Origin of the sequence: Nocardia sp. JCM 34519.1 (assembly GCF_020361265.1) — a bacterium.
In the GTDB taxonomy this organism is placed as follows: Bacteria; Actinomycetota; Actinomycetes; order Mycobacteriales; family Mycobacteriaceae; genus Nocardia; species Nocardia arthritidis_A.
Genome location: NZ_JAIRBR010000025.1, coordinates 30188 through 43451, shown reverse-complemented (window position 1 = coordinate 43451; position 13264 = coordinate 30188). Strand labels below are relative to the sequence as shown.

Annotated in this window: 11 protein-coding genes; 9 read left to right on the top strand and 2 right to left on the bottom strand. The window is 67.9% G+C overall.

What is annotated here, in order from left to right:
* Positions 1-152 precede the first annotated feature (152 nt).
* The 8 genes from LGY53_RS37615 to LGY53_RS37580 are packed head-to-tail and all read left to right on the top strand — an operon-like array spanning position 153 to position 10933.
* The gene (locus LGY53_RS37615; RefSeq protein ID WP_225731465.1) at positions 153-1028 is read left to right on the top strand and encodes a TauD/TfdA family dioxygenase; all 876 of its coding nucleotides are present in this window, start codon (positions 153-155) and stop codon (positions 1026-1028) included.
* A complete protein-coding gene (locus LGY53_RS37610; protein ID WP_225731464.1) occupies positions 1025-1552 on the top strand; it encodes an FcoT family thioesterase in 528 nt (175 codons plus the stop codon). The genes LGY53_RS37615 and LGY53_RS37610 overlap by 4 nt, the downstream gene beginning before the upstream one ends.
* The gene (locus tag LGY53_RS37605; protein ID WP_225731463.1) at positions 1549-3093 is read left to right on the top strand and encodes a long-chain-fatty-acid--CoA ligase; all 1545 of its coding nucleotides are present in this window, start codon (positions 1549-1551) and stop codon (positions 3091-3093) included. The genes LGY53_RS37610 and LGY53_RS37605 overlap by 4 nt, the downstream gene beginning before the upstream one ends.
* 5 nt (positions 3094-3098) lie before the next feature.
* Complete coding sequence (locus tag LGY53_RS37600; RefSeq protein WP_225731462.1) at positions 3099-3338, top strand: phosphopantetheine-binding protein; 240 nt, start codon at positions 3099-3101, stop codon at positions 3336-3338.
* Entirely contained in the window at positions 3305-8062 is a 4758-nt protein-coding gene (locus LGY53_RS37595; RefSeq protein WP_225731461.1) for a non-ribosomal peptide synthetase, read from the top strand. The genes LGY53_RS37600 and LGY53_RS37595 overlap by 34 nt, the downstream gene beginning before the upstream one ends.
* On the top strand, positions 8059-9108 hold the full coding sequence (locus LGY53_RS37590; RefSeq protein ID WP_225731460.1) for an ABC transporter substrate-binding protein: 1050 nt from the start codon (positions 8059-8061) through the stop codon (positions 9106-9108). Before LGY53_RS37595 ends, LGY53_RS37590 begins: the two co-directional genes overlap by 4 nt.
* Positions 9105-10148 (top strand): iron ABC transporter permease, encoded by a 1044-nt coding sequence (locus tag LGY53_RS37585; RefSeq protein WP_225731459.1) that lies wholly within the window; start codon positions 9105-9107, stop codon positions 10146-10148. The genes LGY53_RS37590 and LGY53_RS37585 overlap by 4 nt, the downstream gene beginning before the upstream one ends.
* Complete coding sequence (locus LGY53_RS37580; protein WP_225731458.1) at positions 10145-10933, top strand: ABC transporter ATP-binding protein; 789 nt, start codon at positions 10145-10147, stop codon at positions 10931-10933. The genes LGY53_RS37585 and LGY53_RS37580 overlap by 4 nt, the downstream gene beginning before the upstream one ends.
* Positions 10934-10938: 5 nt before the next feature.
* On the opposite strand, the gene LGY53_RS37575 is transcribed toward LGY53_RS37580, so the two are convergent.
* Positions 10939-11397, bottom strand: a complete 459-nt coding sequence (locus LGY53_RS37575) for a PaaI family thioesterase (RefSeq protein ID WP_225731457.1) — start codon at positions 11395-11397, stop codon at positions 10939-10941.
* A gap of 252 nt (positions 11398-11649) precedes the next feature.
* On the opposite strand from LGY53_RS37575, the gene LGY53_RS37570 reads away from it, so the two are divergent.
* Positions 11650-12627 (top strand): ATP-grasp domain-containing protein, encoded by a 978-nt coding sequence (locus LGY53_RS37570; RefSeq protein ID WP_225731456.1) that lies wholly within the window; start codon positions 11650-11652, stop codon positions 12625-12627.
* Here the strand turns inward: LGY53_RS37570 and sigC are convergent, their stop codons facing one another.
* The gene (gene sigC / locus LGY53_RS37565) at positions 12628-13191 is read right to left on the bottom strand and encodes an RNA polymerase sigma factor SigC (protein WP_225731455.1); all 564 of its coding nucleotides are present in this window, start codon (positions 13189-13191) and stop codon (positions 12628-12630) included.
* Positions 13192-13264: the final 73 nt, after the last annotated feature.

The following is a 13264-nucleotide window of genomic DNA, read 5'->3' as shown; positions in this document are numbered from 1 at the left end:
ACGCGGGTGCCGTCGCGGACAGGTCGGTGGTGACGGCCCGGAAGTTCCCCGCGATCGGCGATATTGTGAGCCGGATCACCTGCGGCGGCGCGTTTTCGGGGTTGCCGCAAATTCCCGGGAACTATCGCGTCCGATCGTGCGACTAGCTGATCATGCAGCGAACAGCCATGCGGATCGCGCCGCGGGGAGATTTCGGCGTCGTGGTCGAGGGTTTCGACCCGGCCGACGGGGACGATATTCGCGACCTCAAGCGGGCGATCTATCGGGAACGGATCGCGCTGGTGCGCGGACTGGACCTGGACCCGCACCAATTGCTGGCGCTGGCAAGCGCTTTCGGGCAGCCGGTGCGCTACTACGAACCCATCTACGCGCATCCGGAGGTGCCGGATGTGTTCGTCTCGTCGAATGTCGACAGTGGGTCGCGGCGCGTCGGCGTGCCGAAGACGGGGAAGTTCTGGCATTCGGACTATCAGTTCATGCCGCGCCCGTTCGATCTGACGTTCATCCATCCGGTGGCCGTGCCGTCGCGCGATCGCGGCACCTACTTCATCGATCTGGCCCGCGCGCACGAGACCATCGACCCGCGCCTGCGCGCGGCCGTCGCGGGAACGACGGCGACGCACAGCGTGCACCGGTATTTCAAGATCCGGCCCGCCGACGTCTATCGGCCGATCTCCGAGGTGCTCGCCGAAATCCAGCGCAGGACACCGCCGGTCACCATGCCGACGATCCATCCGCACCCGCACACCGGCGCCGACATCGTCTACGTCAGCGAGGGGTTCACCACCATGATCACCGAACCGGACGGCACCGAACGTCCTGACCTGCTGCACGAATTGCTCGGCGCCACCGGGCAACTCGACGAAAGCATGGAACATCCGGCGATCCGGTTGCAGACCTTCGACGCGGGCGATCTGCTGATCTGGGACAACCGCAGCCTGATTCACCGGGCACGGCATACCAGCACCGACGAACCGACGGTTTCGCACCGGGTCACCGTGTACGACGACGCGGGAATCCCGGCATGAGGTATCGGAACGATCCGGTTCTGCTCGACGAGGTACTGCGCTGTTACCAGCCGCACTGCCGGTACCTGCGCGCGCTGCATATCGAGTCGGATGGCGAAAAGACGGTCGGTACAGCCGATTTCGAGATCACGGAATCCTGCTACATCGACGCGACCGGACATCTGAACTCCGTCGAGGTGAACATCTGCTACAACCAGATGCTGTACCAGAGCATCGCGATGCTGGTGCACCACCGGGTGGGTGCGGTGTTCGGCGCGTGGACGATGGATGAATTCCGGCGGCGGCAGCTGCCCGACATCCTGATCACCCGCTTCGAGAGCGCGTTCCGGCGGCCGATCCAGCCGCGCCGGTTTCACGGCGAGATCACGATCAACGGTGTCGCACAGCGTATTTCGGGCGATGGGGCGGCGTATGTCGCGCTGGACACCGGCTTCCGGTGCTGGGACGACGCGGGCGGTGCGTGTGCGGGCTCGGTGCGGATCGCGGTCGTCGGCGCGGATCTGCGATTGGCGGCGGCACGGTGACCGTGGGCCTGGTCGAGCGGACCATCGGCTCGATACTGGACGAATACGCCGCCACCCAGGGTGACCGGGCCGCGATCATCTGCGCCGGACGGGAACTCGACTACGCGACGTTGTGCGCGGACAGCTTGCGGCTGGCCGGTGCGCTGGCCGCGAACGGCGTCGCCGCCGGTGATCGCGTGGCCTATCTGGCGCAGGAATCGGTCGACTACTACCTGATGTTCTTCGCCTGCGCCCGGCTCGGTGCGGTGCTGGTGCCGATCAACTTCCGGCTGACCGCGCCGGAAGTCGAACATATTCTGCGGGATTCGGGCAGCGTGCTGGTGCTGGTCGACGACGGCACGGCCGAAATCGCGCGCGCCGCGGCGCCGACACTGCGGCTGGTCGAGCTCGGCGGCCCGGACTATCGCGAATGGCTCGGTGGCCCGGCGGATTTCGAGTGGCGAGCCGAATCGCGTGCGGACGCGGTGATCCAGCTGTACACCAGCGGCACCACCGGCCTGCCCAAAGGCGTTGTACTGGCGCAGCGCAGCTTCTTCGCCATCGCCGAGGCCATGGCCGCCGCCGGATCGGACTGGATCGATTTCCGCGCGGACGACCGCAGCCTCATCGGGCTGCCCGGTTTCCACGTCGGCGGAATCTGGTGGGCGGTACAGGGTTTCGCGGCCGGGATCACCAACGTCGCGATGCCGCGGTTCGACAGTTCCTCGGCCGTCGCGCTGATCGAACGGCTCGGGATCACCACCATGTGCGTCGTCCCGTCGATGCTGCGGCTGTTACTGGGCGAACCCGGCGTCGGCCCCGAGACCTTCGCGTCGGTGCGCAAGGTGGTGTACGGCGGCGCGCCTATCTCGGAAACCGCGTTGCAGCAAGCGTTCTCGGTGATCGACGCCGATTTCGCGCAGATATACGGCCTCACCGAGACCGGCAATACCGCGATCTGCCTGCCCCCCGCCGACCATAGGGTCGGCGGACCGCGCACGGCCGCCGCGGGTCGGCCGTATCCCGGTGTGCGCGTGCGGATCATCGACGAGGACGGCGCGACGCTGCCGCCCGGCGCGATCGGCGAGGTATGCCTGCATACGCCGGCCGCCATGCTCGGCTATTGGAACCGGCCGGATGCGACCGCGGAAACGTTGGTGGACGGCTGGATTCACACCGGCGACGCCGGATACCTCGACGCCGACGGCTACCTGTACATCCGCGACCGGGTCAAGGATATGATCATCGTAGGTGGTGAGAACATCTATCCCACCGAGATCGAGAACGTCCTCAGCCGTCATCCCGCGGTAGCCGACGCCGCGGTGATCGGCATCCCCGATGAGGCGCTCGGCGAGGCCGTATGCGCCTTCGTCGTCGCCAGGCCCGGCGCATCCGTGCGAGCCCGCGATCTGCTGGACTTCTGCCGAGAACGGTTGGCGCTGTTCAAGATTCCCACCCGCATCGAATTCGCCGAGCAGCTGCCGCGCAACCCGAGCGGCAAAATCCTGCGCAGGCGGTTGCGCGCGCCGTTCTGGGCCGATCGCGAAAGACAGGTCAACTGAACGCCATGCCAGAGCCGCTGACCTACGATCGGCTCCGCGCCGATATCGCCGAGCTGCTGTACCTGGAACCCGGCGAACTCGCCGCCACCGACGATCTGTTCGACGCCGGACTGGATTCCGTTCGGCTGGTCGGCCTCGTCGAACGCTGGAAAACGCGCGGCGCCGCGGTGAGTTTCGCCGACCTGGCCGAGCGGCCGACACTGGACGGCTGGTGGGCGCTGCTCGCGCCGGACCGGGGCAGGTAATGGTGGATTTCTGGCCGCTGACCGCCGCCCAACAGGGTGTCTGGCTCGGGCAGCAGCTCGCGCCCGAGTCACCACAGTTCAATATCGCCGAGTACGTGGATATTTCGGGGCCGGTCGAGATTTCCGTACTCGTCGCATGTATCGAGGCCGCCGTGGCGGAGGCCTCGGCGCTGCATGTTCGATTCGTGGAAACCGGTCAGGTACGGACCGCGGTTACCGCCGAGGTAGCGGTGATCGATCTGCTGGACGAGGCCGATCCGGTGGCGGCCGCGCGATCGTGGATGCTGCGCGACGTCGCGACACCACGGTCGTTGACCGGTGGTGATCTGTTCGCGCACAGGGTGTTTCGGGTAGGTGACCGGCGGATCCTCTGGTATCACCGGGCACATCACATCCTGCTCGACGGATACGGGATGGCGTTGCTCACCGGGCGGGTGGCCGAACTGTACCGCGCCGCCGTCGACGGGCTGCCCACTCCGCCAAGCACATTCGGTGACTGGTCGGCAGTGATCGCGGCAGATCGCGCATACGCCGCCTCGGCGGACCGCGAACGGGATCGGGCGTTCTGGCTGGACCAGTTCGCGGACCGGCCCGCACCCGTCACACTGTCCGGCGCGGCCCGCGCCACCGCGCCCGCGAGCCCGGTGCGGGCGAACGCGGTGCTGCCGCCGGATATCGTTGCGGGCCTGCATACGACGGCACCGGCGGCGCGGGCGAACTGGACCGAGGTGCTGATCGCCGCCGTCGCGGGATATCTGCACCGGATGACCGGCGCCGCGCAGGTTTGCCTCGCACTGCCGGTGATGCTGCGCACCGGCACACCCGCGCTGCGCGTTCCGTGCATGACGCTCAACGGAATTCCGCTGTGGATCGAATTCGGCGACGATCCGGCGCTGGTCGACGTGACGGCCCGGGTGGCCCGGCAACTGGTGCGCGGCAGGCGGCATCACCGCTACCGCGCCGAGGACCTGCGCCGCGACCTCGGACTGGTCGGCACCGACCGGGCCATGTACGGGCCGTCGGTGAACCTCATGCTCTTCGACTATGATCTGCGAATTCCGCGGTGCGACAGCGTGGTTCACAATATTTCCGCGGGCATGATCGACGATCTCGTATTCAACCTGTACGACCGTGCCGACGGCGCGGATCCGATGCTCTACCTCGACGGTCACCCCGCCGTCTACTCGTCCGAGACCCTGAACACCCACCTGCGGCGGTTCCTGCATTTCCTCCGGGCAGTGCTGGAGTTGCCCGGGGTTCCGGTGCGAGATGCCGACGTCCTACTGCCGGGTGAGCGAGAAACGTTGCGGGCGTGGGAAACCGGCCTTGTTCGCAATTGGCCGGAACGGAATCTGCGCGACCTTTTCGTCGAATCCATCGATCGAGCGCCACAGGCGTCCGCCGGGGTGGAGGACGCCAACACGCCGAATCCTCACAACGGTTCACGCGGTGGAAGCGCCGATAGCCGCACGACGCGAGCTCTGGCGTCGGCGGCGATTAGTCCCGTCGTCGTGCCGGATACGACCTGGGCCGAGCAGGATAGCCGCACCGGCTGCCGGGACGGTGTCGGACAAGTATCGCGACTTCCGGGTCCGGTCGGGGGCAACGCCGCCGTGCTGGCCTTCGCGAGTGGTGACTCCGCCTGGGCCGAGCGGGATTGCCGCACCGGCAGTCGAGGCGGCGTCGGACAAGTGTCGCGACGTCCGGATCCAGCCGGGGGCAACGCCGCCGGTGTACTGGCCTTCGCGGGCGGTGACTCCGCTCCGGTGGCGAAGCCAGTCGATGCCGGAGGAGTACGGCCACTCGGCACGTCAGCGCGCGGGACCGGCGCACCGGATGTGGCGCGTCGCGGACTGCTGCTGGGGGACTTGGGTTCTCGGATTGTCGCGATAGCCGGTGTGCTCGAGGAGTTCGGTGCGCGTCCGGGGCACGTGGTGGGAGTTCTGTTGCCGCGCACGGCGGACGCGATCGCGGCGGTGTTCGCGGTGCTCGAACGCGGCGCGGCGTATCTGCCGCTCGATCCGGGCCAGCCGGATGCACGGCTGGCGGCGCTGCTGGACGGCATCGAGCTGGGCGAACTCGGTCTTGCCGCCCTGATCACCACGGCGGCAATGTCTTCGCGGATTCCGGACCGGTTCGGTGATCGGCTCATTGTGCTGGACCATCTCGATGAAGGGTCGTCGCCGAAGCGCACCCCACGCATCCGATCCGATGACGTGGCCTGGCTCGTGCATACCTCCGGCACCACCGGAACTCCGAAAGCCGTTGCGATAAGCCATGCTTCGGTGGTCAACCTCTTCCATCACCATCGGGCGACGATGATCGAGCCCGCAGAGCGTGGGCGGCGGATGCGAGCCGCGTTGACGGCGTCGTTGTCGTTCGACACCGCGTGGGAGGGCCTGTTCTGGCTGCTGGCCGGGCATGAACTACATCTGATCGATGACGACTTGCGCCGCGATCCGGAGCGTCTGGTCGAGTACATCCGGCGCGAACGGATCGACTTCCTCGATATCACACCGACTTTCGCGCGCGAGCTGCTGAACGCCGGATTGTTCGACGGACCGCATCGCCCGGGAATTGTCGCGCTCGGCGGTGAGGCGGCCGATCCCGAGCTGTGGCGGGCGCTGGGGGCCGAAGCCGAAGTGGTGGCCTACAATCTTTACGGTCCGACGGAGTGCACCGTCGATGCCACGTGGTGTCCACTCCCGGACCGGCCCGAACCGTCCATCGGAACTCCGGTGACGAACGGGCGCTGCCATGTGCTGGACCGCCGGATGCGGCGGGTGCCAGCGGGTGTCGTCGGTGAGCTGTACATTGGCGGTGCTCCGGTGGGGCTGGGATATCACGGCGACCGGGTGAGTACCGCGACCCGATATGTCGCCGATCCGTTCGGCACGCCCGGCACGCGGTTGTATCGCACCGGCGATCTGGTGCGCTGGCATCCGGACGGTCACCTCGAATACCTCGGCCGCGGCGACGACCAAATATCATTGCGCGGGTACCGAATCGAGGCCGCTGAGGTAGCGGGCGCGCTCACCACCCATCCGGTCGTAGACGCTGCGGCCGTGCGGATCCACGACGAGATACTGGTCGGCTATGTGGTGGCCGCATCAGGCGCGGACCGGCCCGAACCCGCCGAGCTCCGCGTGCATGCGGCCGAGCGGCTGCCCGACTATATGGTGCCGTCGGCGTTCGTATTCCTGGATCGGTTGCCGCACAACGCCAATGGCAAGCTCGACCGGGCCGCCCTCGCACCGCCGCCCGCGTCGGCGACGGGATCGCGGCCCGCCCGCACCGAGACCGAGCGCACCGTCGCCGGGCTGTTCGCGGCCGCACTCGACCGCGCCGAGGTCGGCATCGATGACGACTTCTTCGCGCTCGGCGGGCATTCGCTGCGGGCCGCCCGCGTCCTGACCGGGATCCGCGAAAACTTCGGTGTGCGCTGGGATCTGCGTGTGCTCTTCGACACTCCGACCGTCGCCGGGCTCGCTGCGCGGTTGGCTACCGGAGCGGAAAGCGAATCATCCAGGGCGGGAACAGATCTGGAGAGCGAAGTGCTTCTCGACGAAGCGATCCGCCCCGTTGCCGCACCCGGACGGCCGCGCACGGTGCTGCTGACCGGCGCGACGGGCTTCCTGGGCAGCTTCCTGCTGGACGAATTGCTGCGGAGCACCGAACTTTCCATCCACTGCCTGGTCCGCGCCGACAACGATGCCGCGGCACTGGACCGGATACGCGCGGCCCGCCGCGAATACGGACTCGGCACCATCGAATTCGAGTCCCGGGTCACCGCCGTCGCGGGCGATCTCGCGCAACCTCGGCTAGGTCTTCCGGCCGAACGGTTCCTGAAACTCGCCGACGATGTGGACGTCATTCTGCACAACGGCGCCCGAGTGCACCACTTCGAACCGTACACGCGCCTGCGTCCGGCGAATGTGCAAGGCACCGAATGGATTCTGCGGCTGGCGACGACGGGCATCGGTAAATCGGTGCACTTCGTCTCCTCTGCCGATACCGCCTATGCCGTGTCGGGCAATCCGCCCATCCTTCGCGAGGACCACCGTGCGCCCGCGAACGCGGTGCCGCTCAACGGATATATCGCGAGCAAGTGGGTTTCAGAGGGTCTGGTGCTGGCGGCGGGGGAGCGGGGCATACCTGTCGCGGTCTATCGTCCGGGCCGGATCGGCGGCCATTCGGACACGGGTGTCATCGGTTCCGACGATGCGTTCTGGAGCCTGATCAGGGCGATGGTCCTGAGCGGTTCGGTGCCTGCGGAAATGGCCGATACGGCCACGATCGACCTGGCCCCGGTGGACTGGGTTGCCGCGGCGATCGTCCGGCTCATATTCGAAAAGCCCGGTCGCACATACCATTTGACCAGCCAGAACAAAGTCCAGTTCGCCGAGCTCATCCGGCTGCTCGACGCCGAGGACATCCCGCTGCACCCGGAGCCGCTGTCCGACTGGCTGACCCGGCTGCGCGAGCTCGCCGAAATATCCGGCGACCGTGGCGATCACACGCCCGCCATCGCGCTGGCCCACGCCGCGCATCTGACCGCGCCCGTCGATCCGGTGCGCTACGCCCGAGACAACACCATGGCCGCGCTGGCCGACGCGTCGATCGCGCAACCCGATCCGCGTTCCGCGCTGGCCGCCACGATTTCCCACCTATTGCGCACCGGATTCCTCCCGGTGCCCGCTCAACCCAGGAGAGGTCGACGATGAACCGTGCCGGTGTGCTGGCCATGGCGCTCGGCGTGCTCGCCGTGGCCGGATGTTCCACCACGGTGCCCGAATCAAGTTCGGCCGCAAAGACATCCGTCGCGGCGACCGAGGGCGCGACGCACTATCCGCTGACGCTGGACAACTGCGGCCGGACATACACGTTCGACCGGGCGCCCGAACGGGTGGTCGTGATGAACGGCGGCTCGATCGGTGAGGTGTCCACGCTTGTCGCCCTCGGCGTCGGCGACCGGGTGGTGGCGAACGCGCAATCGTACGGCGTCTCCGATGTGCCGGGCCGGGCCGCCGTCATCGACGCGCTGCCGACGGGCGGCTTCAAACCGGACAATCTGCAGGACATTCCGCGCGAGGCCATGCTGAGTCAGCATCCGGATCTGGTGATTTCCACCGGCGGTGGCGGCTTCTCCGCCGACCTCGGCTACGCCACCCGCGACCAGTTGGCCGCCGCCGGCGCGAATACCTATGTGCCGCGGGCGAACTGCGGTGTCACCGGCGCGGTGACCGGAATCCCGACCGTCGAGGACAGCTATGCCATGCTGCGGGATTTCGGCGCGATCTTCGATACGCCGGGTAAGGCGGACCGTTTGATCGCCGAATCCCGCCGCGCCATCGCCGAGATCGCGGCGAAGGTGGCGGGGCAGCCGAAAAAGAATGTGCTGCTGGTGTTTCCGGATATGGGCATGGGCGACTCGTCCGACTTCTCGGCCATCGCCGCCGGCGGCATCTGGAACGACATCATCGAGAAGGCGGGCGCGGTGAACCCGTTCAACCGCACGGACGGAACGACTTTCGTCACCATCAGCAAGGAGCAGCTGGCGGTGACGCCGATCGACGGATTGATCGTGGTGAACTACCGCAGCCGCGATATCGATGCCGCCGCCAAACGGATACTGGATCAGTTCCCGCAGTGGGCCGCCAGCAAGTCGAACAACTACACGGTGCTCGCGGATTCGATCTACCTGGGCCCGAGTAACGATATCGCCGTCGACCGGATCGCCAGGCTCGTGCACCCGGATCGGTTCCGGTGAGCCGTGCCGGGCGGCCGCCGCTGGCGCGAATGCCGTTGCCGGTGGCGATCGCCGGGTCCGCGGTGCTGCTGCTCGCGGTCGCGGCGGTGGCGGTCTGCGTCGGCTCGGCCACGGTGTCGCTGGCCGACACCGGGCGCGTACTCATCGCGCATTTATCCGGCCGCACACCGGATCTGGGGTTCACCGTCGATCAGATCGTGTGGAACTACCGGCTGCCGCGGGTCGTACTCGCCGCGCTGTGCGGTGCGGGTCTGTCCGTATCCGGTGTGATTCTGCAAGCGCTGGTGAACAATTCGCTGGCCGACCCCTACGTGCTCGGCGCGTCCTCCGGCGCATCGCTCGGCGCGGTGCTGGTGATCGTCGCGGCGGGCGGTGGCCTCGGTGGTATCGGTGTCTCGATGGGGGCGTTTCTCGGCGCGATGGCGGCCGTCGCGGTCGTCTTCCTGCTCGGGCAGCAGCGCGGCACGCTGGTTCCCGCCCGGCTGGTGCTCGCCGGTGTCGCCATCGGCTATCTGCTGCTCGCGGCGACCAACTATCTGCAGCTGCGGGCGACGCCGAACGAGCTGCGCTCGGTGATGTTCTGGACGATGGGCAGCGTCGCGGGCGCCAGCTGGCAGCGGCTCGGCCCGGTGACCGCCGTCGTGCTGTTCACCCTCGCCGTCGTGCTCGCCTTCGGCAGGCGGCTGAACGTTCTGGTCACCGGTGACGATCAGGCCACGGCGCTCGGCGTCGACGTGCGCGCGCTGCGGATCACGCTGCTGGTGCTGACCTCGCTGCTGACCGGTGCGCTGATCGCCGTCGCGGGCGGAATCGGCTTCGTCGGCTTGATGATTCCGCATCTCGTGCGGCTCGTGTTCGGGTCCGACCACCGCAGGGTGCTGCCGCTGTGCACACTGCTCGGTGCGGCGTATCTGATTGCGGTGGACCTGCTTTCACGCATCGCCGACCCGCCGAACGAACTGCCCATCGGCATCTTCACCGCAGCCTTCGGTGCGCCGTTCTTTCTCTGGCTGTTGCGCCGTAACGGGAGCCCAGCATGACCCGGGCCGAATTGTCGGTCACCGGAGTGAGTGTCGGCTTCGGTGACACCGCCGCACTGGACGCGGTGACCCTGCATGCGCCGCCCGGCGCGCTCGTCGGGGTCATCGGTCCCAACGGCAGCGGCAAAACCACGCTGCTGCGCACGATCTACCGGTCGCTGCGCCCCGACAGCGGCGCGGTGCTGGTGGACGGCAAGGATATCGCCGCGATCTCGATCAGGGCCGCGGCCCGCACCACCGCGGCCGTGCTCCAGAACGGCGCTGGCGCACCGGAATCGACCGTGCCGGAAATGGTCGCGCTCGGCCGCAATCCGCATCACGGACTGTTCGGCCGCGACAGCGCGGCCGACCGCGCGGCCGTCGACGACGCGATGCGGCGCACCGGCGTCGCCGCGTATGCCGACCGGCCCATCGGTTCCCTGTCCGGCGGCGAGCGCCAAAGGGTGCTGCTGGCAAGGGCACTGGCGCAGCAGCCGAACCTGCTGGTGCTCGACGAGCTGACGAACCACCTGGACGTCCGCGCCCGATTCGAACTGCTGGACCTGGTGCGGGCCACCGGCATCACCACCCTCGCGGTGCTGCACGAACTCGATCTCGCCATCCGCTACTGCGACCGGCTCGTCGTCCTGGATCGCGGGAAAGTCGTCGCCGCGGGGCAGGTTCTGGACGTCGTCACGCCGGAGCTGCTCCGAAATGTCTTCGGCATCACCGCGACCGCCGACCGTCACCCCGACGGCGTCATCCGATTGCGTTACGCCGCAAACCCTTTGGCCGCGCCGGAATGACCGGATCAGGATGTCGGCACGGCCATCAGCGTCGCCTGCATGAGCGCGATGGTCCGCGTGCTGTCGTCGGCCACCACCTCGGCGGTACAGACGGTCAGGTTGCGTCCGGACCGCGCTACCGTCGCTGTCGCCCGGAAATGCTGCCCGACAGCGGGACTCATCAAGTTGACCTTGAACTCGACCGTGAGGATATCGCGATCGGCCGGCTGCAGCGACATGGCCGCGTAACCGCATGCGGAATCGGCGAGCGTGGTGATGGCTCCGGCGTGTACGAACCCGTTCTGCTGGCACAGATCCTCTCGAAACGGGAGCTCGAGCACCACCCGCCCCGCCGCCAAACTGACGATCCGCACCCCGAGCGTCGTCAACAGCGTCTGCCGCCCGATACTCTCGCGCAACCGAAGTTCCTGCCGCGCGTCCAACACCGCGCCGTTCTGGCCCGCCGTCGTGCTGTTCGTAGTCATTCCGCCATTGTTGTCGATCACCGGCGCACCGGCCGCCGCCCGTATCGCCAGCCACGGGTCGACGCCGTCGCCGCTGGAGAAATCCGGCAAAAACCTGCTATCCGGCCGCTGTTCGATGCGCTGACGCTGCTGACCGGCGTCGGCATCGTAAAGCTCTGACCTGGGCCGAATCGGGCTGCGGCAACGGGACTCGGGCGCTTGCTACCCTCGATCCGGACGGATCGGTGAAAGGGCGGAACACTGAAGATCACCGTGCTCGGCGGCGGCGAGAGCAATGAGCGAGACGTTTCGGCGGCCTCGGCGGCTGCCGTCATCGAGGCGTTGCGCGCCTCGGGCCACAGCGTCACCGCGATCGATCCGGCGACTTGGCCTGCGCCCGCGCGGTTTTCGGCACAGGTGGGCCGAAACGCACCGTCGGAGGCGGAGGGCGTGCGGCTCGCGGCGGCCTTCCGGGCCAACCTGCGCGACGAGGCGTTCTGGCGCGCCGTCGACGGCGAGGTGATCTTCCTTGCCCTGCACGGCGGTATGGGCGAGTCCGGTGAACTCAAGGCGGAGCTGGAATTCCGTGGCCTTGTCGGCACCGGCGCGTCGGCCGCGGTGATGGCGCGGTCCTGGGACAAGCAGGACACCGTCGCGGAGTTGGCGGCGGCGCAGGTGCGGGTGCCCTGGCGGCTGCGGCCGGAGACCGATGAGAACGGTGAGCTCAGCTGGCCCGAACCCACCGCGGGATGCATCGTCAAACCGGCGCTCGGCGGGTCGAGCATCAATGTGTTCAAATGCGCGACCGCAGACGAAATCGCGGTCGCCGTCAAGGAGATCGACGGTCCGGTTCTGGTCGAGGAGCTGCTGCCGGGCCCGGAATTCACGGTGGGCGTTGTCGGTTCGCGGGTGCTGCCGCCGGTGCTGATCGAACCCGGCGAGGGCTGGTTCGGCTACGAACAGAAGTATCAGGCGGGGCGTTCGCGCGAAATATGTCCCGCGCCGATCGATGATGTCCTGCGCGACGAGTTGGTCGAGCTCGCGCGACGCTCGGTCGATGTGCTCGGCTTCGGCGCCGAATCCTATGCGCGAGTGGACATCATGCTGGATACGGCGGGGCGGCCGTGCGTACTGGAGGTCAACTCGCTGCCGGGATTGACCGGCACGAGCCTGCTGCCGTTGGCGGCGCGCGCCGCGGGATGGGATTTCCCCCGGCTGTGCGCCGAGATCGTCCGGCTCGCGACGGCCTGATCAGCCGCTCTTACGCTGCCCGCCGAATCGTGTTGCGGCGACGAGATCTTCACGGGCTCGTGCGACGCGGGAGCGCACGGTACCGACCGGGCAGCCGCATACCGCGGCGGCCTCGGCGTATGACAGTCCGAGAATCTGGGTGAGTACCAACGCTTCTCGGCGTTCCGGCGCCAAATCGTCGAGCAGCAAATTCAATTCGACGATATCGGCCGCACCGTCGCGGCGCGTGGTCTGCCGGTCGGCCGCGGCCACCCAGTCGACGCCGTCGGCGATCCGCGGCCGCGCCACCGCCATCCTGACCTGGTCGACCACCACCCGGCGGGCGATGGACAGCAGCCAGGTGCGCGCGCTGGCCCGGCCCTCGAACCGCTTGATGCTGCCGAGGGCGCGCAGATAGGTCTCCTGGGTGAGGTCGTCGGCGCGGCCGACCTCGGTGAGGTGGGCGAGCAGCCGCCAGACATCACCTTGGGTGGCTCGGATGAACGCTTCGAGGGCCCGGCGATCTCCGCGTGCCGCGGCGAGGGCGAGCCGAGTGGTGTTGTCGTCCTCGGCGGGCGTCGGCATGAGGACGACAATAACCGGTCGCTCGACCATCTACGCAAACCGGTAGTAGTTCAACCGTCGGGAACTTCGGCGC

Coding starts and splice junctions, on each gene's coding strand:
- LGY53_RS37575 (WP_225731457.1), bottom strand. CDS start 11,397: ATGACTACGAACAGCACGACGGCGGGCCAGAACGGCGCGGTGTTGGAC.
- LGY53_RS37580 (WP_225731458.1), top strand. CDS start 10,145: ATGACCCGGGCCGAATTGTCGGTCACCGGAGTGAGTGTCGGCTTCGGT.
- LGY53_RS37590 (WP_225731460.1), top strand. CDS start 8,059: ATGAACCGTGCCGGTGTGCTGGCCATGGCGCTCGGCGTGCTCGCCGTG.
- LGY53_RS37610 (WP_225731464.1), top strand. CDS start 1,025: ATGAGGTATCGGAACGATCCGGTTCTGCTCGACGAGGTACTGCGCTGT.
- LGY53_RS37600 (WP_225731462.1), top strand. CDS start 3,099: ATGCCAGAGCCGCTGACCTACGATCGGCTCCGCGCCGATATCGCCGAG.
- LGY53_RS37615 (WP_225731465.1), top strand. CDS start 153: ATGCAGCGAACAGCCATGCGGATCGCGCCGCGGGGAGATTTCGGCGTC.
- sigC (WP_225731455.1), bottom strand. CDS start 13,191: ATGCCGACGCCCGCCGAGGACGACAACACCACTCGGCTCGCCCTCGCC.